This is a genomic window from Klebsiella sp. 10-1 (genome assembly GCF_009758445.1).
In the GTDB taxonomy this organism is placed as follows: domain Bacteria; phylum Pseudomonadota; class Gammaproteobacteria; order Enterobacterales; family Enterobacteriaceae; genus Klebsiella; species Klebsiella scottii.
On the sequence record NZ_WQRE01000008.1, the window covers coordinates 61 to 19,845 of the forward strand.

Consider the following 19,785-nt stretch of genomic DNA (forward strand, 5'->3'; position numbering starts at 1 on the left):
AACGCGGCTTTCGCTCAGCGTTGCGAGGTGGCGTATATTACGCTTTCCTCTTTCAGAGTCAACCCTTTAATTCAGGATTTTTTCTCTTCCGACCCGGCTTAATCTGTGAAGTTGTTCACATTTGCCGTGTCAGTGGGAGCGCATTATAGGGAGTTCTTTTGGTATGGCAAGCCTTAAAATACAAAAAACCTATCAAGCGCTCATTATTTGAACTTATCCATCCATATCACAAATAGCCGAAACCGCTAAAACCCAGACCTGGCGCGGCCTGCGCCTCATTTCAGACTAAATGCCAATTTTTCAAAAAATGCATGGCGGCCAGCATGCAGATAGCCGCCTCTGGCTTAGCGGAGCCACAAACGGCGGATTAAGCAGCCGCTTTGACTCACGACAAAGCGCCCTCGCTTCACACCTTTCTATAATCAGGGCCGTTTCTTCCTTACTGGTGTGAATCTATGGCTTATCAACTGAACATTAACTGGCCCGAGTTTTTAGAGAAGTACTGGCAAAAGCAGCCGGTAGTATTAAAGAATGCTTTCCCTAACTTCGTCGATCCGATCACCCCGGACGAGCTGGCCGGTCTGGCCATGGAACCGGAAGTCGACAGTCGGCTGGTTAGCCTGGTGAACGAGCAGTGGCAGGCCAGCAACGGGCCGTTCGAACATTTTGATGGCCTGGGCGAAACCGGCTGGTCGCTGCTGGCGCAGGCGGTAAACCACTGGCATATGCCCGCCGCCGAGCTGGTTCGCCCGTTCCGCGTGCTGCCTGACTGGCGCCTGGATGACCTGATGATCTCCTTCTCGGTCCCGGGAGGCGGCGTTGGCCCGCATATCGACCAGTATGATGTCTTCATTATTCAGGGCATGGGCAGCCGCCGCTGGCGCGTGGGCGACAAGCTGCCGATGCGTCAGTTCTGCCCGCACCCGGCGCTGCTGCACGTCGATCCTTTCCCACCGATTATTGATGAAGACCTCGAACCGGGCGATATCCTTTATATCCCGCCAGGATTCCCGCACGACGGTATCACCCACGAAACGGCGCTGAACTACTCCGTTGGCTTCCGTGGGCCAAACGGTCGCGACCTGATCAGCAGCTTTGCCGACTACGCGCTGGAAAACGATCTTGGCAGTGAGCACTACAGCGATCCGGACCTGACCTGTCGCGAACATCCCGGCCGGGTAGAAGAGTATGAGCTCGAACGCCTGCGCGGAATGATGATCGACATGATTAGCCAGCCGGAGGACTTCACCCAGTGGTTCGGCCGCTTTGCCACCACCCCGCGTCACGATCTGGACATCGCGCCGGCCGAGCCGCCTTATGCAGAAGAAGAGGTTGTTGATGCCCTGAACGGCGGCGAAACGCTGGCCCGCCTGAGCGGCCTGCGGGTGCTGCATATCGGCGACAGCTTCTTTGTGAACAGCGAAGCGCTGGAAATCACCGATGCCGAGGCGCTGGATGCGCTGTGCCGCTACACCTCACTGGGTAAAGATGAGCTGGGCAAAGCGCTGCACAACCCTGAATTTATCGCCGAGCTGACGCGCCTTATCAACCAGGGTTACTGGTACTTCGAAGAGTAAGCCTCCCAAAGCCTGGCACCGCCAGGCTTCTTTTTATGGCCTGCTTTTATTACGCCCGTTTTGGCAGCATCAGAATAAAGCGGGTTGCGCGTACGTCGGACTCCACCGCCACGCTGCCGCGGTGCGCCCTGACGATTGATTTAACGATCGCCAGGCCAATGCCGCTCCCCTCGCCTTTACGCTGGCGGGAGGGATCGACGCGGTAGAATCGGTCGAAAAGCCGCGACAGATGTTCCGCAGGGATCGGCGCTCCCGGATTCTCAACGATCAGCTGAACCTGGTCATTGGCCTCCGTCAGATGAACGGTGACCGCCTGGCCGCCAGGCGTATAGCGAATGGCGTTAGAGAGCAAATTACTCATCGCCCGGCGCAGCATCAACGGATCGCCAACCACCCAGCAGGCGCTGCCGCTAAAGTGCAGGGCCACTTCCCTCTCCTCGGCCCAGGCTTCAAAGAAGTCGAAAACCTTGCTGACCTCGTCGGCCAGATTCAGCGCTTTTAGCTCCGGAATCAGTTGATTATTGTCAGCCTGCGCCAAAAACAGCATATCGCTGACCATTCGCGACATCCGCGAGAACTCTTCCAGATTGGAGTACAGCACATCCTCCAGCTCTTTCTGGCTGCGGGTCTGACTGAGCGCGATCTCCGTCTGGGTCACCAGGTTGGTTATCGGCGTGCGGATCTCATGGGCAATATCCGCGGAAAAGTTGGACTGACGGGTAAATACATCCTCTATACGTTCAAGCATATGGTTAAACGACAGCACCAGCCGCTCCAGCTCAATCGGCACAGACTGCGGGTTTAAGCGCACGTCGAGGTCGCGGGAGGTAATGTTTTGAATCTGTCGGCTGACCCGGCGAATCGGCTTATGTCCGTGATAGACCACGAACAGCACAATAAAGATGATAAGGATGCTGATAATCGTCGCCGCCGAAATCAGCCTCGCCTTCAGATCGTTAATATAGTGGAGGTGGAAATCGATCGACAGGGCCATAAGCAGGTGATAGGCCGGCCTGCCGTCCGCCGCACGGCTAAGCGGCAGCATAATCAGCCGCCAGGAGCGGGTCTGCATCTGGTGATTGTCATGGGTTAACGCCCGCGGATGCGGGTCTACCCACGAGATGACGTTGCCATCCTGCAGCCTGGCAGCGAGCCCCGGCGTACTCATGATATGGCTGAGGTCCGGGCCATTCGGCGACTGGAAAAGGATCTTGCCGCTGCCGTCATCGAGGCAAATAAAAACGTTGGCGTAGCCATCGATCACGTTCTTTAAGATCTCCAGCCGCCGCGCCTGTGGATAGTCGGCATGGTTGAGCACCGTCTCAAGGGTGGTGGCCAGCTGCCTGAGGTCGTGGGCGTCACGCTCTTCAAAATGCGCCTTTACCGAGTGGATCATTATCCAGGTGAAGGCGAAAAAGGCCACTATCGTCGCCAGGCTGATAAAAAAGGTCAGCCGCGTCGCCAGCGAAAAAGGCCGCTGCAGAAGCTTAATCGCCATCCGGCACCTCAAGCACATAGCCGACGCCGCGCACGGTCTGGATGAGCTTAGGCTCAAAATCATTATCTATTTTGCCCCGCAGCCGCTTCACCGCCACGTCAATGGCGTTGGTGTCGCTGTCAAAATTCATGTCCCAGACCTGAGAGGCGATCAGCGAACGGGGCAGAACTTCCCCCTGATGGCGGATAAAGAACTCCAGCAGCGTAAACTCTTTGCTGGTCAGCATGATGCGTGCGCCCGCGCGGGTCACCCTGCGGCTGACCAGATCGAGCGTTAAATCCGCCACCTGGAACTGGCTCTCAACGATCGTCGCCGCCCCGCGACGTAAAAGCGTCCTTACGCGCGCCAGCAGCTCGGCGAAGGCAAAGGGCTTCACCAGATAATCATCGGCCCCGAGCTCCAGCCCCTTCACCCGATGTTCAACGGTCCCCAGCGCGGTCAGCAGCAGGATCGGCATGCCCTTATCGGCGGATCGCAGCATTCTGACGATATCCCAGCCGTTCACGTCCGGCAGCATGATGTCGAGGATCAGCAGGTCATAATCGCTGGTCATCGCCAGGTGATAGCCATTCAGACCGTTATCCGCCAGATCGACAACAAAACCGGCTTCCGTCAGCCCTTTCGTCAGGTACTCGCCGGTTTTCATCTCATCTTCGACGATCAAAATCTTCATCACCTGCTCCTTCACGCGACTGTGGTGCGGGTTTCCAATTTTAGAGGAGCCAAACCGGATAGCAATGAATTCTCAGGAAAATGACAGCTTTGTCATTTTCCCGTCACGCGTCAAACAGACGCCGTTGCGTAAAGTACAGGCATTCTCTGATAGCCGATAAACCTGCCACTATGCGCCAGTTAAAGCTCATTTCGCTCAGCGTTATTTTCATTCTGACGGGCTGTATCTCCTTAGCCCCGGACTACCGCCAGCCGCCCTCGCCGGTGCCGCAGCAGTTCTCTCTCAGCCAGAACCAACTGGTGACGCCGCCTGCGGGCTATCAGGAGACCGGCTGGCGCGCCTTTTTCGCCGATCCGCAGGTTAAATCGCTGATTGCGACCGCGCTCGTCGATAACCGGGATTTGCGCATGGCAACCCTTAAAGTACAGGAAGCGCGGGCGCAGTACGGCGTGACCGATGCCGATCGCTATCCGCAGCTGAGCACCGCCGCGAGCAGCACCTACGGCGGGAAGCTCAAAGGCGATACCACCACCAGCAGCGACTATCAGGCCGGGCTTAACCTCAGCTTCGATCTCGACTTCTTCGGCCGCCTGAAAAACATGAGCGAGGCGCAGCGGCAGACCTTTTTCGCCAGCGTAGAAGCCCAGCGCGCGGTGCACATCTTATTAATTTCAAACGTTTCGCAGAGCTACTTCAACCAGCGGCTGGCCGCAGCGCAGCTCGCCGTGGCGCGTGAGACGTTACAAAACTACCGCCAGTCCTACGCTTTTGTAGAGAAACAGCTGCTGACCGGCAGCAGCAGCGTGCTGGCGCTGGAGCAGGCGCGCGGGGTAATTGAAAGCACCCGCGCCGACATCGCCAGGCGGGAAGGCGAGCTGGCGCAGGCCAATAACGCCCTGCAGCTGCTGCTGGGCAGCTATCAGCGGCTGCCGGACGACGCGGCCGACAGCGCGGCGGATATTCACAGCGTCAGGCTGCCGCCCGCCCTCTCCTCGCAGATCTTACTCCAGCGTCCCGATATTTTAGAGGCCGAGCACGGGCTGCGGGCGGCGAACGCCAATATCGGCGCCGCGCGGGCGGCCTTCTTCCCGTCGATTATGCTAACCAGCTCGCTTTCCGGCAGCAGCGCCGACCTCTCCAGCCTGTTTAATCCGGCCAGCGGGATGTGGAATTTCATCCCTAAAATCGAGCTGCCGATATTCAACGCCGGGCGTAATCAGGCCAATCTCGATGTCGCCGAAATCCGCCAGCAGCAGTCGGTGGTGAATTACGAACAGAAAATCCAGAACGCCTTTAAAGAGGTGGCCGACGCCCTGGCCCTGCGCCAGAGCCTGGCGGATCAAATCAGCGCCCAGCAGCGCTATTTTGCCTCCCTGCAAATCACCCTGCAGCGTGCCAGAACGCTCTATCAGCATGGCGCGGTCAGCTATATCGAAGTGCTGGACGCCGAACGTTCGCTGTTCGCCACGCAGCAGGCCCTGCTGGATCTCAACTACGCCCGCCAGGTTAACGAAATTCAGCTCTTTACCGCCCTCGGCGGCGGCTGGCTGGAATAAACCATTATTGAATATCAGGAGTGTTAATCATGAATCATGTCGCAAAAACGGTCATTTTGGGCCTTCTTATGTCTGCAGCGAGCTTCGGCGCCCAGGCTGCCGGGCACCAGCATGGCGAAATGATGTCCGCCGCGCCAGCCGCCGGGCAGACGCAGCTCATCAGCGCGACCGGTGAAGTTAAAACCATTGATATGGAAAGTAAAAAAGTCACTATCGACCATGACGCCATCCCGGCGGTGAACTGGCCGCCGATGACCATGCGCTTCACCATCACCCCGCAAACCCAGCTTAACGCGATTAAGCCCGGCGATAAGGTCACTTTCACCTTTATCCAGCAGGGCGGCCTCTCCTTATTACAGGATATCCACGTTAACTAATAAGGTGTTCACGGAGCGCATTACGATGGTCTCTCTAAAACTTAAAACCGCTGCGCTCATTATCAGCAGTATGTGTCTTGGCGGCGTTATTGCAGCGGGCCTGTATATCGGGCTTTCGCCCGCTCACCCTGCGGGCGATGCGGATCCTGCCGCCGGGCAGGCGCGTAAAGTCCTGTTCTGGTATGACCCGATGTACCCCAATACGCGTTTTGATAAGCCGGGAAAATCGCCGTTTATGGATATGGACCTTGTGGCCAAATACGCCGATGAAGAGGCCCAGCCCTCGGCCGCCCCGGGCGTACGCATCGACCCGACGCAAACGCAGAATCTGGGCGTCAAAACCGCCGCCGTCGCGCGCGGGCCGCTAAGCTACGCCCGGACCTTCCCGGCTAATGTCAGCTATAACGAATACCAGTTTGTCATCGTCCAGGCGCGCTCGGCGGGCTTTATCGACAGGGTCTACCCGCTGACCGTCGGCGATAAGATTAAGCAAGGCACTCCGCTGATTGACCTGACCATTCCGGACTGGGTCGAGGCACAGAGCGAATATCTGCTGCTGCAGGAAACCGGCGGCACCGCCACCCAGGTGGAGGGGATCCTCGAGCGGCTGCGCCTCGCCGGGATGCCGGATGACGATATCCGCCGCCTGAAGGCGACGCGCAAAATTCAGACCCGCTTCACCCTGAAAGCGCCGATTGACGGCGTGATTACCGCCTTTGATCTACGCGCCGGCATGAACATCGCCAAAGATAACGTGGTGGCCAAAATTCAGGGCATGGACCCGGTGTGGATTAGCGCCTCGGTGCCGGAATCCATCGCATGGCTGATTAAAGACGCTTCGCAGTTTGTCCTTTCCGTTCCGGCATGGCCGGACAAAACCTTCACCATCAGCAAATGGAGCATTCTGCCCGGCGTGGATGCGGCTACCCGCACGCTGCAGCTGCGTCTGCAGGTCGATAACCCGGATGAAGCGCTGAAACCGGGAATGACCGCCTGGCTGAAGCTGAACGCGCAAAGTCAGCCGATGCTGCTGATCCCGTCGAAAGCGCTGATCGACAGCGGCGCGGAACAGCGGGTCATCACCGTGGACGGCGACGGCCGCTTCGTGCCGAAACGGGTCGAGGTCTTCCAGCAGTCCGGCGATATGACGGCGATCCGCTCCGGTATTCGCGAAGGAGAGAAGGTCGTCGCCAGCGGCCTGTTCCTGATTGATTCCGAGGCCAATATCTCCGGCGCGCTGGATCGGATGCGCGCCCGGCCGACCGCCGCGGCGCCGAGCATGCCGGATAACGCGGCGCATGCGCACTAAGGAGATGACAAATGATTGAATGGATTATCCGTCGCTCGGTGGCCAACCGCTTTCTGGTGATGATGGGGGCGCTGTTCCTCAGCATCTGGGGGGCGTGGACCATCGTCCACACGCCGGTGGACGCCCTGCCGGATCTCTCCGACGTCCAGGTGATCGTCAAAACCAGCTACCCCGGACAGGCGCCGCAAATCGTTGAAAACCAGGTCACCTGGCCGCTAACCACCACCATGCTGTCGGTGCCGGGCGCCAAAACGGTGCGCGGCTTCTCGCAGTTCGGCGCTTCCTACGTCTACGTGATTTTTGCCGACGGCACCGATCCCTACTGGGCGCGCTCGCGGGTGCTGGAGTACCTCAACCAGGTGCAGGGCAAGCTTCCGGCCGGCGTCAGCGCCGAGATGGGCCCGGATGCCACCGGCGTCGGCTGGATCTATGAGTACGCGCTGGTCGATCGCAGCGGCAAGCACGACCTCGCGGAGCTGAGATCGCTGCAGGACTGGTTTTTAAAATACGAGCTGAAAACCATCCCGGACGTTTCGGAAGTGGCGTCGGTGGGCGGCGTGGTTAAAGAGTATCAGGTCGTGGTCGATCCGCTGAAGCTGACCCAGTACGGCATTACCCTGTCGGCGGTGAAATCGGCGCTGGATACCTCCAACCAGGAGGCCGGCGGCTCTTCCGTCGAGCTGGCGGAAGCCGAGTATATGGTGCGCGCCAGCGGCTATCTGCAAAGCCTCGACGATTTTAACAATATCGTGCTGACAACCGGCGACAGCGGCGTGCCGGTATATCTGCGCGACGTCGCCAGGGTACAAATTGGCCCGGAGATGCGCCGCGGCATTGCCGAACTGAACGGCGAAGGCGAAGTGGCCGGCGGCGTGGTGATCCTGCGTTCCGGTAAGAACGCCCGCGAAGTCATTTCGGCCGTAAGAAGCAAGCTTGCGTCCCTGCAGGGCAGCCTGCCGGAAGGGGTTGAGGTGGTCACCACCTATGACCGCAGCCAGCTGATCGATCGGGCCATCGACAACCTCAGCGCGAAGCTGCTGGAGGAGTTTATCGTCGTTGCGCTGGTCTGCGCCCTGTTCCTGTGGCACATACGCTCGGCGCTGGTCGCCATTATCTCTCTGCCGCTCGGCCTGTGCTTCGCCTTTATCATGATGCATTTCCAGGGGCTGAACGCCAATATCATGTCGCTCGGCGGGATTGCGATTGCGGTGGGGGCGATGGTCGATGCCGCCATCGTGATGATAGAAAACGCCCATAAGCGGCTGGAGGAGTGGGATCACCAGCATCCGCAGCAGCGCCCCGACAACGAGACGCGCTGGAAAATCATCACCGATGCTTCGGTGGAGGTCGGCCCGGCGCTGTTTATCAGCCTGCTGATTATCACCCTGTCGTTTATCCCGATTTTCACCCTCGAAGGGCAGGAAGGGAAGCTGTTCGGCCCGCTGGCGTTTACCAAAACCTGGTCGATGGCCGGGGCGGCGCTGCTGGCGATCGTGGCGATCCCGATCCTGATGGGATTCTGGATCCGCGGCAGGATCCCGGCGGAGAACAGCAACCCGCTCAACCGTTTTCTGATCCGCATTTATCACCCGCTGCTGCTGAAGGTGCTGCGCTGGCCGAAAACGACCCTGCTGGTCGCGGCGCTGACGATCCTGACGGTCATCTGGCCTCTCAGCCGGGTGGGCGGCGAGTTTCTGCCGCAGATCAACGAAGGCGATCTGCTGTATATGCCGTCGACGCTGCCGGGGATTTCCGCCTCGCAGGCGGCGGATATGCTGCAGAAGACCGATAAGCTGATCATGACGGTGCCGGAAGTGGCCCGCGTGTTCGGCAAGACCGGTAAGGCCGAGACCGCCACCGATTCCGCGCCGCTGGAGATGGTCGAGACCACCATTCAGCTCAAGCCGCAGAATCAGTGGCGCACGGGGATGACCATGGAGAAGATCGTCGAGGAGCTGGATAAAACCGTGCGCCTGCCGGGACTCGCCAACCTGTGGGTGCCGCCGATCCGTAACCGGATCGATATGCTCTCTACCGGGATCAAAAGCCCAATCGGTATAAAGGTCTCCGGCACCAATCTCGCCGACATCGACGAGAGCGCCGAGCAGATTGAAGCCGTGGCCCGCACCGTGCCGGGCGTCACCTCGGCGCTGGCGGAAAGGCTGGTCGGCGGACGCTATCTCAATATCGATATTAACCGTGAGAAGGCCGCCCGCTACGGCATGAGCGTCGGCGACGTGCAGCTGTTCGTCTCGTCGGCCATCGGCGGCGCGATGGTGGGCGAAACGGTGGAAGGCGTTGAGCGCTATCCGATCAACATCCGCTACCCGCAGAGCTATCGCGATAGCCCGCAGGCCCTGCGCCAGCTGCCGATCCTGACTCCGCTGAAGCAGCAGATAGTCCTCGGCGACGTGGCGGAGGTGAAGGTGGTGACCGGTCCGTCGATGCTGAAAACCGAAAACGCCCGCCCGACCAGCTGGATCTATATCGACGCCAGGGATCGCGACATGGTTTCGGTGGTTCACGATCTGCAGCAGGCCATCGCCCAGGGAGTGAAGCTGAAGCCGGGGACCAGCGTCTCCTACTCCGGCCAGTTTGAGCTGCTCGAACGCGCCAACCAGAAGCTGAAGCTGATGGTCCCTATGACGCTGATGATCATTTTCGTGCTGCTGTACCTGGCGTTCCGTCGCTTTGGCGAAGCGCTACTGATCATCGCCAGCGTGCCGTTCGCGCTGGTCGGCGGCATCTGGTTCCTCTACTGGATGGGGTTCCATCTGTCGGTGGCGACCGGCACCGGCTTTATCGCCCTCGCCGGGGTAGCGGCGGAGTTTGGCGTGGTAATGCTGATGTACCTGCGCCACGCCATTGAAGCGGAGCCGTCGCTGGAAAACGCGGAAACCTTCAGCGCAGACCGGCTCGACGAGGCGCTATACCAGGGCGCGGTGCTGCGCGTGCGGCCAAAGGCGATGACCGTGGCGGTGATTATCGCCGGCCTGCTGCCAATTTTATGGGGCACCGGCGCCGGTTCCGAGGTGATGAGCCGCATCGCCGCGCCGATGATTGGCGGGATGATCACCGCCCCGCTGCTGTCGCTGTTTATTATTCCGGCGGCCTATAAGCTGATGTGGCTGTACCGGCACCGACGCCCGGCGCAGCGCGCATAACCGAGCGGCGAGCGGGCCGGATCGCTATCCGCCCCGCTCGCCCTCGCCGACTTATCAGGAGGCAACTAGCACGTTGATGGAGACATCTTCGTCACTCGATGCTGGATATGCGCCCGGAGCAGTTTCTCCATTTCCTCTTCTCTCACTTCGGGAGCAATTTTTTCACACGTAAAGGCCAGCGTTCGCTGCCGGTAAGGAGCCAGCAATGGGTTATTATTTACTAATAATTCACCAATCGCCTTAATCCGGCTCGGTTCAAGCTCCGGCAGCGCTTTAATGATTGCCCCGCATGGAATATCGCCATCCTCCTGGATCATAACCAGCGAATAAAAATCGCTGAAGGCTGAGAATTTCCAGGCCGGCACGTTAAATTTATTATAGTTAACTCCGCTGCTGCCGATATTGGCAAAATCGACGGTATAGAACGGAATAAAATCATTTGCCTGCAGGGCCAGAGAAACAAATGCTGCATCCCCGGTCTTGTGTATCGTCGCCAACAGCAGGTTCAGCAGAAACTCCATCTGTGTAACCGTCAGATCCACAGATATCACCTCCTCATTTTGCAGAAAGAACAGAAAAGTGACCCTATCCTGACGATATTTCATCACGAAATCGGTCACCCGAAGCGCGACATTGGGATTCTGTATCTCATCAAGCGTGACGGAGAGCGTGCGGTTGTTTAACCGTTCTGTATCAGCGATGGTGCGTGCTCTGATGCTTTCAGGATCCTCGCGGAACACCATCTGCAGCCTGCGGTAACCGCAGAAAACAGCAAAAACCAGGTCCTGTACCCGATCCGGCGGAAGGTACATGAGCGTTTCCGCAATCAAGACGCTTTGCATCTTCAGGGCCAACGCCAGCACGGCGTCGGGTGATTTAATGATCCCGGTATTAATGCCCGTTAAGATGTTCATAAAATAGTCTCCGTAGTAAGCTGCTGTGGCAATAAGGTAAGTTTCGCTAAATCAATGATCCGATCGGCACAGGCGATGGTTGAAGGACGGTGAGCAATAATAATCCGGGTGATGTTTAAAGATTCAATTGCCGCGTTGACCATCTTTTCATTATTAATATCAAGATGACTGGTGGCTTCATCCATAAATAGAATTTTCGGTTTTTGGTAGAGCGCCCGGGCAATAAGCAGGCGCTGCTTTTGACCGCCAGAGATCCCGGCGCCAAGCTCGCCGATAATCGTTTCATAGCCCATCGGCATGCGCAGAATCTCTTCATGAATATTGCATTTCATCGCGCAATCAACGATCAGCGTCTGATCCACCTCATCATCAAAGCCCGAAATATTATCGGCAATAGACCCGGAAAACAGGCGGTCTTCCTGTAATACGCAGGCAATGCTGCTGCGGAAGTTATTAATGCCGATTTTGTTAATATCAAAACCGCCAATAAATATGTCCCCCCGCTCGGGCGTTAGCAGACCAGACATAACTTTTAGTAACGTAGTTTTACCGATGCCTGACGCACCGATCAGCGCCACGGATTCTCCTGCGGCAACGCTGATATTGACGTTAGAAAAAACCGGTTTTGACAGCCGGTCGTACTGATACGCCAAATTCTGCACTTCTAAAGAAACGCCGATATCATCTGCAAAAATCTTTCTTACCGGCGACTCAGCCTCCGGTTCGCTATAAACAATTTCTGAAATGCGCTCGTTATGTAGCGACAGCATTTTCAGCTGCATAGTGAGATCGATGAGCGCCGCGGCGCGCTGCGCAAACTGACCGCGATAGGCGTTAAACGCCATAAACATACCGATGGTCATCGTGTTCTCCATAACCATCTGCGCGCCCAGCCATAAAATGACAACCTGATCGGCCGAGTTAATGAACGTATTAATGCCGCCAAACAGCATATCGAAACGCGTTTGCTTCAGACCGGCGTTACTGACATCGATATTGGTATTCAGCCAGTGCTGTGAGCGCCTGTTTTTCAGGTTAAGCGATTTTATCGTCGCGATGCCGTACAGCGACTCCATAAAATGCGAGCCCGAGCGCGCACGCTTGACGATTAACTCTTCATTGATGGCACGATAAAATTTATAGGTGATCGCGCGCATCGCGGCGTAGCAAACCGTGAACCCCAGCACAACCCACACCAGCCAGCCGCCGTACAGACTCAGCATCACAAGCAGGCCGATGGTCATGATCGAGTCAATAATTCCGCTGACGATGCTGTTGGTGAAGGTTGAACGAATGGTATCCAGGGAAGCAAAGCGCGACTGTATATCCCCCAGTTGGCGCTTTTCAAAGAAAGCCAGCGGCAGGCCGATCAGATGATCAAAAAAGCTCGTTTTCCACTGTACGTCGGTCAGCGTATTCAGCTTTAGTGAGACCCACGCGCGGAGCATACTGACCCAGGTTTTAAATATCGTAAAAAACATTAGCCCGACGCAGATGACCAGCAGCAGGTTTTCATCATGTGCGGTAATAACATGATCGGTAACAACCTGCGTGCCCATAGGCAGCAGCAAATTCACCGTTTCAATCACTATCGACAGCATCAATATTTTCGTTAGCGCTGACTTCAGGCCAACAATGTTATGCATTAACTCCCGCAGCTTCAGCCGGGAGCGCTGCTTTTCCTGAATGAAGCCGCTATCCGGCCATGCCTCAAGCGCAATACCGCTGAAGTTTTCTGATATTTCCTTATGATGAACCACGCGTCGCCCAAGCGCCGGATCGTTAATAATAAAGCGCTTACCTTTTACCGCGACCAGCACGACAAAGTGATTTAATGACCAGTGCAGTACGCAGGGCAGACGGAGTTCCCCGATCTCTTCAATATCCAGGGATAGCGCGCGCGTTTTCAGGCCAGCCTTCTGCGCAATCGTCGCCAGGGCATTTAACGTCGTCCCCTGCGATGAGGAGCCGTAGATATTGCGAAAGTTGAACAGATCGATATCTTTACCGTAGAACCCACAAATCATTGACAGGCAGGCATTGCCGCACTCCGTTGACTCAGACTGTATAATAACCGGGACTTTATTCTTAATTGAAAAGTTGATCCGTCGAAAAATTGAATCAAGTACGTCTTTATTCATCGTTGGGTCCCTTAAGGCTCTGAACTACTTTATATACTGGTGAGAACAGCCACTGATAAAGCGGCCTCTCCTCGGTAAAAACAATACTCTTCGCCTTAAGGCCATTAGATAGCACAAGCGTTCTGTTCTTATAAACAAACTCTTTTTCTTTAATTTTGATAATAGCTTTGTAGAGCGTGGGCGACGTATTGCTATTAGCCTGGCTATTGCCATAGTCAGATAATTCCCGGCGGGTAACCGGCATTGATGAGATGGACATCACTTTGCCAGAAAATTGACCAAACTTATCTGAAGGAAAAGCATCGTAGCGGATATTAACGGTATCGCCGATTTTGACATAAGGTAAACTGTTATCGGGGAGCCATAGCAGTAAATAATAGTCAATACCGCTAAGCTGCTTGACCTGGGCTAAGCTGCTCCCGGCCTCTATCATTTGGCCACGCGTAACGGCGATCGACTCCACCCGGCCATCAATCGTGGACTTAACTAAAATTCTTCCGCTCGCGCTGTTTTCAATCAGCTGCGTTTGCAGGTCTCTCAGCTGGCTGTATTGTGACGTAATCTGATTATCAATCTCAGCGGTTTTTACCGTTAAATCGCTACGGGTCTGGGTGAGCTGCAGTTCTATCTGCATTTTCTGCGATGATAATGACTGAAACGCATTTTGCTGCTGGACGAATAGAGAGTGCTGGTTATTGTACTGATCTTTATTGATCAACCCGCGCTGCAGATAACCGCTATAGCTCTGCAGCGAATTCTCAATATGTGAAAGACCTTTTTTTGCCGTCGTCAGCATTTTCTCGGTTTCATCAAGGGAGCGCTCATAGCGCTGAATCTGGCGACCCGTTGTGCCAATAAAATCATCTTTGTTCGCTTTTAGTTTTTTGATGATATCTTCAACATTGACAATTTTGGCTTTCACCATTGAAACATTGGTATCACTAACGTTGCCGCCGTCGGTGTTTTTGGATACATCAAGCTCAAATAACACGGCACCTTTCTTAACAACATCACCAACCCGGACATACTGTTTCGAGATCGAGCCAAGCTGCGGCGAGGAGATATTAAGAGGATGGGGCAGAGTGATAACCTCGCCGACGACATCAATTCTTTTGGTATATTTAAAAAAGCAAAGCATGGCGATAATGATAACTAAAAAAGCAAGACAGCATGCGGAGACTATCAGCGGCGAAACGCCCCCGAACAGAATCACTCGCCCTTTCCAGTAGCTTCGCTGATGTTCTATCGCTTCCTGTCTGAACAATCTTTTACCCATGAGTACCTGACCTGATATAAAAAGGCCCGACGCATCGGGCCAGAAGAAAATCAATTCAAAATCATGGATTAAAGGTGCCGTTAAGGAAACCATCGAGCAGCGTTTTGGTATATTTCCAGGTCTCCTCGTAACCGACAATCGCCCCGCCGATACCGCAGGTGATGCCGCCGATAATACCGCCGACGATCATGCCAACGCCCTGACCAATCGTACCAACACCAAGGACCCCGCCGCCGTCGCCGCCGTGTGTACCACCAATAGTGGCTCCCGCAGCGAAACCGGCAACCGCGCCCAGCGTTGCGCTGACTACCGCTTCACCGATATTGCCAAAAATACTCCAAGGGCTGCTCCAGGAGTAAGCCCCCGAAACGGCATTCATTTCTTCAAGAGAAAGTACCTTCATCACTATTCCTTATCTATTTAAGTTGTATATTCCAGATGGTATAAATTTATCAATCACATATGCTGTGCTGATGGGAGGCTATTTTCGGCACTTCCTGTAAAAAAACAACTTTAGTTTCATGAATAATCCACACTTAAGAATAAAATAAGAAATAAAAATATGAATAAGAAGCGCGTTTATCATCAGGAAAAATAGTTATCCGGATTTAATCTGTTCTTTGCAACCCTCGTCCATTCCTATAGCGTCCCCTTCATACCGCGACTCTGATAACAGAGCAGGCCAGGCGGATTCTACCGCGAGGGGCGCGCGACAGGCGTTGTTAATTTTTCTGAATCACAAAAATAAAGATGATCTTTGTTATTATTAACAATGAGATAGAAATTATTCGATAGAAGGAATGGCTGAAACGTCAACGCCGCTGCCGAGCTCGAACGAGTATCCTCAGTCCGCACCGGCGATCTTCTCATCTTTTAATCTGCTGAGTACAAGAACTTTCAGCGTGTTACCGTAGTCGATAACGGTGATATTACCGCCACCATTAATAATAAACAGGAAGGTAATCAATCACGTTACCACGATTATTATAAGCGTTTCACTAACGCCACTCCTAAAAAATATCGCCACTGATTCAGTCTGTCAGGAAAAATCGTACGAAATCTTTGTAGATATTAACTTTGTTTAACTTGATCGCTTATCCCTGCAAATAATTCTTCGCGTTACTCGGCCCGTCAGCCCCTGCTATGAGTACACTTTCCACCGTTCAGAAAAGCCGCTATACCGGCCAGACAGTCAGCTTTTAATGTGTGTTAAGTTTTATTGAAAAAAATTCAGATGAGTATTTTAACAGACCATGATTAATATAGCGGCACTTACCCATGCAGGCCGTAAGGTTGAAGAGTAAGTATATATGGATACATACAGGATAAGTTTCTGAGGTCATGTTTGGTCTCTTTCCTGTAATTAATAATTTAACTTTAAATGAATGGATTAAACGGATGAAAAAAACAATTCTGGCTATGGTTATTACTGCCTCTGCGGCTTTCAGTGCTCAGGCTTTGGCAACGAACCAGGCTGAAGTCACTATCCTGGGCGAAGTAGCAGACTCTAAGACTTCCTGCGTCGTGACCCCGACGGGTACCCTCAACAACGGTATCGTTAAGTTAATGACCGTGACCACTGCTGAAGCAACCGGTCAGTCTGTTAATACATTATTTAAAAACCAGCAATTTGGTTTCCGGGTTAGCGACTGTGCTATCGGCGGCGCAGATGAAAACAACGTTACCGGCCTGAGCGTTAAAGTCACCGGGACATCCTCTTCTACTCCTGACATTCTGGACAACACTGCCGTTAACGGCGCTGGAAACATCGGTATCGGTATTCAGAAACTGAGCAACAGCGCCCGTATCAAATTCGATGGCACTGCGGTTACCGAAGCCTACACCCCGCATCAGGCAACCAACCTGGAATATCTTGCTGGCTATGTGAAAGTCAACGCGGCAAACCCGGTTACTGAAGGCCCGGTTAAAGGCGTTGCAACCTTTACCATTGATTACACCATCTAATTAATTTTCAAGGGGCCTGCTAATCCAGCAGGCCCTTTTAATTAAATGTTGAAGGAATCTAATGTACCAGATGATGATCAAGGCAATCATTGCCTTCGCCATGATACTGAGTGGCTTTGCGCATGCAGGAATTGTTATCGAATCAACTCGCTATCTTTATAAAGAAGGCGCTCGTGAGATATCTGCGCAAATTGATAATAAAGACGAAATGCCTTATCTGATCAAATCGTGGGTTGAAGCACCAGAGGGAAAAGCGCCCGCATTTATGGTCACACCGCCTCTTTTTCGCCTGGAGATGAAACAGAAAAACACCGTCCGTATATTCTCTACTGGCAACATCAATGCCCCCACTGACCGTGAATCATCTTACTTTTTTAATATCATGGCTATCCCACCGTCTGATGATACCTATGCGAACAGCAATACGATACAGCTAGCCGTCCGCCATCGCATGCGGCTAATTTACAGGCCAAAAGCGTTAGCCGAGTTATCCAATAATACCGAAGCCGAAAAAATAGAGTGGCGCAAGACAGGTAATCGGCTAACCATAAAAAACCCGACGCCATTTTTCTTCTATTTTAGAAACGTACAGATCGGCGCTAATGAATATCAGGCAGTAATTAAGTTTATTGAGCCATTTTCTTCAAAAGCTATAACGTTAAAAGATAACGGCAATGCTACCAAAGTAACGTGGAAAATAGTGAATGATTATGGAGGTGCAGGTTCCCTCTATTCATCGAGATTGCCATAAACAGTTCGCATTTATAAATGGATGTTTTTATGCCAATAGAACACAGAGATACCTTCAGGCTATCTACGCTCTGCATAGCTATTATTACTATAATGACGGCGAGCATTCACACTACGGTGAACGCGCGTGAATTCTTTGATCCCGCATTTATTACATCGGCTAATGGAGGTGATGCATCCAACGTTCCCGACCTGTCCATTTATCAGTCAGTCAACGCTCAGGCGCCGGGAGACTACCGGGTCGATATCGTTTTTAATGGTCGCTATCTGGAAACCAAAAACGTTAAGTTTGTTACGACCGAACGCGGCAGCAGGCTGGATAAAAAGCTAAACCTTATCCCCTGCTTCACGCTGGACACACTTTCTCAGTATGGCGTCAGAGTTAAATCATTCCCCGAACTGAAAGAGAACGAAAAAGGCTGTGCCAACTTCGATATTATTCCTGACAGCAAAACCGTTTTCGATTTCACCGCCCAGCGCTTAGATATCTCCACGCCCCAGGCCGCGATGAGCACGGTGGCCAACGACTACATCCCACCGGAAAAGTTTGATGACGGCATAAACGCCATGTTTGTGAACTATCAGTTTAACGGTTCGCAGGATTATAAAAGCGATAATGAATACTATGGCCTGAATCTGGAATCCGGGATAAATATCGGCCCCTGGCGCGTCAGAAATCTTGGCATATGGAACAAAAGTAAGGGAGAGTCAGCTCATTTTGATTCCGCTTATCTTTATCTCCAGCGCAGCTTGCGCTCCATCAGCAGCAACCTGCTTCTCGGCGAAAGCTCTTCCTTATCCGGCATATTCGATAGCGTCCCCTTTTCCGGCGTGCAGCTGGCGACGGATACCAGCATGCTCCCGGAGAGTATGCGCGGCTATGCCCCGGTGATCCGCGGTATCGCTAAAACCAACGCCCGGGTGGTGATCAAACAGAACGGCTATCAGGTTTACCAGACCTACGTCGCACCTGGCGCGTTTGAAATTACGGATATGTACCCCAGCGGCGGGAGTGGCGATCTGTATGTTACGGTTGAAGAGTCCGACGGCTCGAGACAGAACTTTATCGTTCCCTTCGCGGCTCTGCCGGTCATGCTGAGGGAAAATCAGTTCGAGTATGAAATCACCTCGGGGAAATACCGGCCTTACGTCGGCTCCATTAATGAAACCCCTTTTACGCAGGCCACCGCCAAATACGGCGTATCAACCAGCGCAACGATTTTCGGCGGTATGCAGGCATCGGCAAAATACCAGGCTCTGTCTACCGGCCTGGGGTATAACCTTGCCAGCCTCGGTGCCCTGTCGGCCGACGTGACCCAGGCCTGGTCCAAAAAACGCTATGACGATAAAACCTCCGGCCAGTCGTGGCGCGTACGCTACGGTAAAAATATTATCGAAACCGGAACCAATTTTACCATTGCGGGTTATCGCTACTCGACGAAAGGGTTTAACACGCTGTCTGAAGTGCTTAATACTTATTCCGATGACGGACGTTATTACTCGGCGCGTTCTTTACGCAATCGTACCAACCTGACGCTAAATCAGAGCCTGGGAAAATCACGAGGGAGCCTGTCTATTAGCGCGCTGATCGAAGATTACTGGGATAACAAGCGTACCAATAAATCATTAAGCCTGGGCTATAACGGCGGTTGGCAGGGTATTAACTATTATCTGGGCTATAGCTATAACCGCTATACCTGGGGTTCACACGGTTCCAGCTACGAGGCGCGAAACGATCAGCGTCTCGCGCTAACAATTTCCATACCTCTGAGCAACTGGCTGCCAAATACCTATGCAAGTTATCAGATCACCGAGAGTAGCCCAGGGTCTACGGATCAGTATGTTTCTTTAGGCGGCATCGGGCTGGAAAACAATAATCTTGACTGGGATATCCAGCAGGGTTACAGCAATCGTGAGCACTATAGCGGCGACGTCAGGGGAACCTATAACGGCTCGCGTGGAAGCGTGAACGTCGGCTACAGCTATGACAAAAACAGCCGGCGGATCGACTACGGCGCCAGCGGCAGCCTGATCGCGCATGCGGACGGAATAACGTTTGGGCAGAATATCAGCGATGCGGCCGTGTTAATCAAAGCCCCGGGTCTGGATAACGTCAGGCTCAGCTCGGATTCAACGATCGTCACGGACAGTCGCGGCTATGCCATCGTTCCCTATATTACCCCCTACCGCAGTACCGATATCACTCTGGACAGCACATCCTTTGGCGACGATATGGAGCTGATGCAGACCACGCAGCAGGTTGTCCCCACCCGCGGCGCCATTGTGCGCGCAAACTATGACGGGAATATTGGGCAACGGGCATTTATTCGCCTTAAAACCCCCGCAGGCCGCGAGGTGCCTTTTGGCGCGATGGCCACGCTTGCCGGCGCAGCCAAATCCCAGGCCAGCATCGTGAGCGACGCCGGCATGGTTTACATGACCGGCCTGCAGCCAACGGGTGCGCTGACGGTCAGCTGGGGGAAAAATGCGGGCCAGAAATGTACCGCCATCTATACCCTGTCTGCAGGCCAGAAGAAAAATTCCGGAGTCAGCCAGACTGAAGCCCTGTGTCGATAATGATCATA

At 53.9% G+C, this 19,785-nt stretch carries 14 protein-coding genes; 8 read left to right on the top strand and 6 right to left on the bottom strand.

From position 1 onward, the window contains the following. The first annotated feature begins 455 nt into the window (after positions 1 to 455). The gene (locus GO007_RS23335; RefSeq protein WP_095104126.1) at positions 456 to 1,577 is read left to right on the top strand and encodes a ribosomal protein uL16 3-hydroxylase; all 1,122 of its coding nucleotides are present in this window, start codon (positions 456 to 458) and stop codon (positions 1,575 to 1,577) included. Positions 1,578 to 1,626: 49 nt separating this feature from the next. Here the strand turns inward: GO007_RS23335 and GO007_RS23340 are convergent, their stop codons facing one another. After that, a complete protein-coding gene (locus GO007_RS23340) occupies positions 1,627 to 3,075 on the bottom strand; it encodes a Cu(+)/Ag(+) sensor histidine kinase (protein WP_095104128.1) in 1,449 nt (482 codons plus the stop codon). Then, complete coding sequence (locus tag GO007_RS23345) at positions 3,065 to 3,748, bottom strand: copper/silver response regulator transcription factor (RefSeq protein ID WP_095104130.1); 684 nt, start codon at positions 3,746 to 3,748, stop codon at positions 3,065 to 3,067. Before GO007_RS23345 ends, GO007_RS23340 begins: the two co-directional genes overlap by 11 nt. Before the next feature lie 170 nt (positions 3,749 to 3,918). Here GO007_RS23345 and GO007_RS23350 point away from each other — a divergent pair, with 170 nt between their 5' ends. From GO007_RS23350 to GO007_RS23365, 4 genes are read left to right on the top strand one after another with little or no spacing between them, the layout of a single operon-like run. Beyond that, positions 3,919 to 5,304 carry a Cu(I)/Ag(I) efflux RND transporter outer membrane protein gene (locus GO007_RS23350; protein ID WP_095104132.1) on the top strand — a complete coding sequence of 462 codons (1,386 nt, stop codon included), beginning with the start codon at positions 3,919 to 3,921 and terminating at the stop codon, positions 5,302 to 5,304. 29 nt (positions 5,305 to 5,333) lie between these two features. After that, the gene (gene cusF / locus GO007_RS23355; RefSeq protein WP_095104134.1) at positions 5,334 to 5,681 is read left to right on the top strand and encodes a cation efflux system protein CusF; all 348 of its coding nucleotides are present in this window, start codon (positions 5,334 to 5,336) and stop codon (positions 5,679 to 5,681) included. A gap of 25 nt (positions 5,682 to 5,706) precedes the next feature. Then, positions 5,707 to 6,990: an efflux RND transporter periplasmic adaptor subunit gene (locus GO007_RS23360; RefSeq protein WP_095104136.1), complete on the top strand. Its 1,284-nt coding sequence runs from the start codon at positions 5,707 to 5,709 to the stop codon at positions 6,988 to 6,990. Positions 6,991 to 7,001: 11 nt separating this feature from the next. Next, positions 7,002 to 10,154, top strand: a complete 3,153-nt coding sequence (locus tag GO007_RS23365; RefSeq protein ID WP_095104138.1) for a CusA/CzcA family heavy metal efflux RND transporter — start codon at positions 7,002 to 7,004, stop codon at positions 10,152 to 10,154. A 65-nt stretch (positions 10,155 to 10,219) separates the two neighbouring features. Here GO007_RS23365 and yjeJ read toward each other — a convergent pair whose 3' ends face one another. From yjeJ to GO007_RS23385, 4 genes are all read right to left on the bottom strand, one after another. Beyond that, positions 10,220 to 11,068, bottom strand: coding sequence for a YjeJ family protein (yjeJ, locus tag GO007_RS23370; RefSeq protein ID WP_095104140.1), 849 nt, complete (start codon positions 11,066 to 11,068; stop codon positions 10,220 to 10,222). Next, positions 11,065 to 13,209, bottom strand: a complete 2,145-nt coding sequence (locus GO007_RS23375) for a peptidase domain-containing ABC transporter (protein WP_095104142.1) — start codon at positions 13,207 to 13,209, stop codon at positions 11,065 to 11,067. The genes yjeJ and GO007_RS23375 overlap by 4 nt, the downstream gene beginning before the upstream one ends. Further along, positions 13,202 to 14,485 carry an HlyD family secretion protein gene (locus tag GO007_RS23380; protein WP_095104144.1) on the bottom strand — a complete coding sequence of 428 codons (1,284 nt, stop codon included), beginning with the start codon at positions 14,483 to 14,485 and terminating at the stop codon, positions 13,202 to 13,204. The genes GO007_RS23375 and GO007_RS23380 overlap by 8 nt, the downstream gene beginning before the upstream one ends. Positions 14,486 to 14,546: 61 nt before the next feature. Beyond that, positions 14,547 to 14,888: a hypothetical protein gene (locus tag GO007_RS23385; RefSeq protein ID WP_095104146.1), complete on the bottom strand. Its 342-nt coding sequence runs from the start codon at positions 14,886 to 14,888 to the stop codon at positions 14,547 to 14,549. Positions 14,889 to 15,883: 995 nt separating this feature from the next. Here GO007_RS23385 and GO007_RS23390 point away from each other — a divergent pair. The 3 genes from GO007_RS23390 to GO007_RS23400 all read left to right on the top strand — a co-directional run bounded on the left by GO007_RS23390 (position 15,884) and on the right by GO007_RS23400 (position 19,777). Beyond that, positions 15,884 to 16,450 carry a fimbrial protein gene (locus GO007_RS23390; RefSeq protein ID WP_095104550.1) on the top strand — a complete coding sequence of 189 codons (567 nt, stop codon included), beginning with the start codon at positions 15,884 to 15,886 and terminating at the stop codon, positions 16,448 to 16,450. A 61-nt stretch (positions 16,451 to 16,511) separates the two neighbouring features. Continuing rightward, positions 16,512 to 17,201 (top strand): fimbrial biogenesis chaperone, encoded by a 690-nt coding sequence (locus GO007_RS23395; protein WP_095104148.1) that lies wholly within the window; start codon positions 16,512 to 16,514, stop codon positions 17,199 to 17,201. Between the two features lie 29 nt (positions 17,202 to 17,230). Continuing rightward, a complete protein-coding gene (locus GO007_RS23400) occupies positions 17,231 to 19,777 on the top strand; it encodes a fimbria/pilus outer membrane usher protein (RefSeq protein ID WP_095104150.1) in 2,547 nt (848 codons plus the stop codon). The last annotated feature ends 8 nt before the right edge of the window (positions 19,778 to 19,785 follow it).

Excerpts from the sequence above, each read along its gene's own strand:
- GO007_RS23335 (WP_095104126.1), top strand. The coding sequence starts at position 456 with ATGGCTTATCAACTGAACATTAACTGGCCCGAGTTTTTAGAGAAGTAC.
- GO007_RS23340 (WP_095104128.1), bottom strand. The coding sequence starts at position 3,075 with ATGGCGATTAAGCTTCTGCAGCGGCCTTTTTCGCTGGCGACGCGGCTG.
- GO007_RS23345 (WP_095104130.1), bottom strand. The coding sequence starts at position 3,748 with ATGAAGATTTTGATCGTCGAAGATGAGATGAAAACCGGCGAGTACCTG.
- GO007_RS23350 (WP_095104132.1), top strand. The coding sequence starts at position 3,919 with ATGCGCCAGTTAAAGCTCATTTCGCTCAGCGTTATTTTCATTCTGACG.
- cusF (WP_095104134.1), top strand. The coding sequence starts at position 5,334 with ATGAATCATGTCGCAAAAACGGTCATTTTGGGCCTTCTTATGTCTGCA.
- GO007_RS23360 (WP_095104136.1), top strand. The coding sequence starts at position 5,707 with ATGGTCTCTCTAAAACTTAAAACCGCTGCGCTCATTATCAGCAGTATG.
- GO007_RS23365 (WP_095104138.1), top strand. The coding sequence starts at position 7,002 with ATGATTGAATGGATTATCCGTCGCTCGGTGGCCAACCGCTTTCTGGTG.
- yjeJ (WP_095104140.1), bottom strand. The coding sequence starts at position 11,068 with ATGAACATCTTAACGGGCATTAATACCGGGATCATTAAATCACCCGAC.
- GO007_RS23375 (WP_095104142.1), bottom strand. The coding sequence starts at position 13,209 with ATGAATAAAGACGTACTTGATTCAATTTTTCGACGGATCAACTTTTCA.
- GO007_RS23380 (WP_095104144.1), bottom strand. The coding sequence starts at position 14,485 with ATGGGTAAAAGATTGTTCAGACAGGAAGCGATAGAACATCAGCGAAGC.
- GO007_RS23385 (WP_095104146.1), bottom strand. The coding sequence starts at position 14,888 with ATGAAGGTACTTTCTCTTGAAGAAATGAATGCCGTTTCGGGGGCTTAC.
- GO007_RS23390 (WP_095104550.1), top strand. The coding sequence starts at position 15,884 with ATGAAAAAAACAATTCTGGCTATGGTTATTACTGCCTCTGCGGCTTTC.
- GO007_RS23395 (WP_095104148.1), top strand. The coding sequence starts at position 16,512 with ATGTACCAGATGATGATCAAGGCAATCATTGCCTTCGCCATGATACTG.
- GO007_RS23400 (WP_095104150.1), top strand. The coding sequence starts at position 17,231 with ATGCCAATAGAACACAGAGATACCTTCAGGCTATCTACGCTCTGCATA.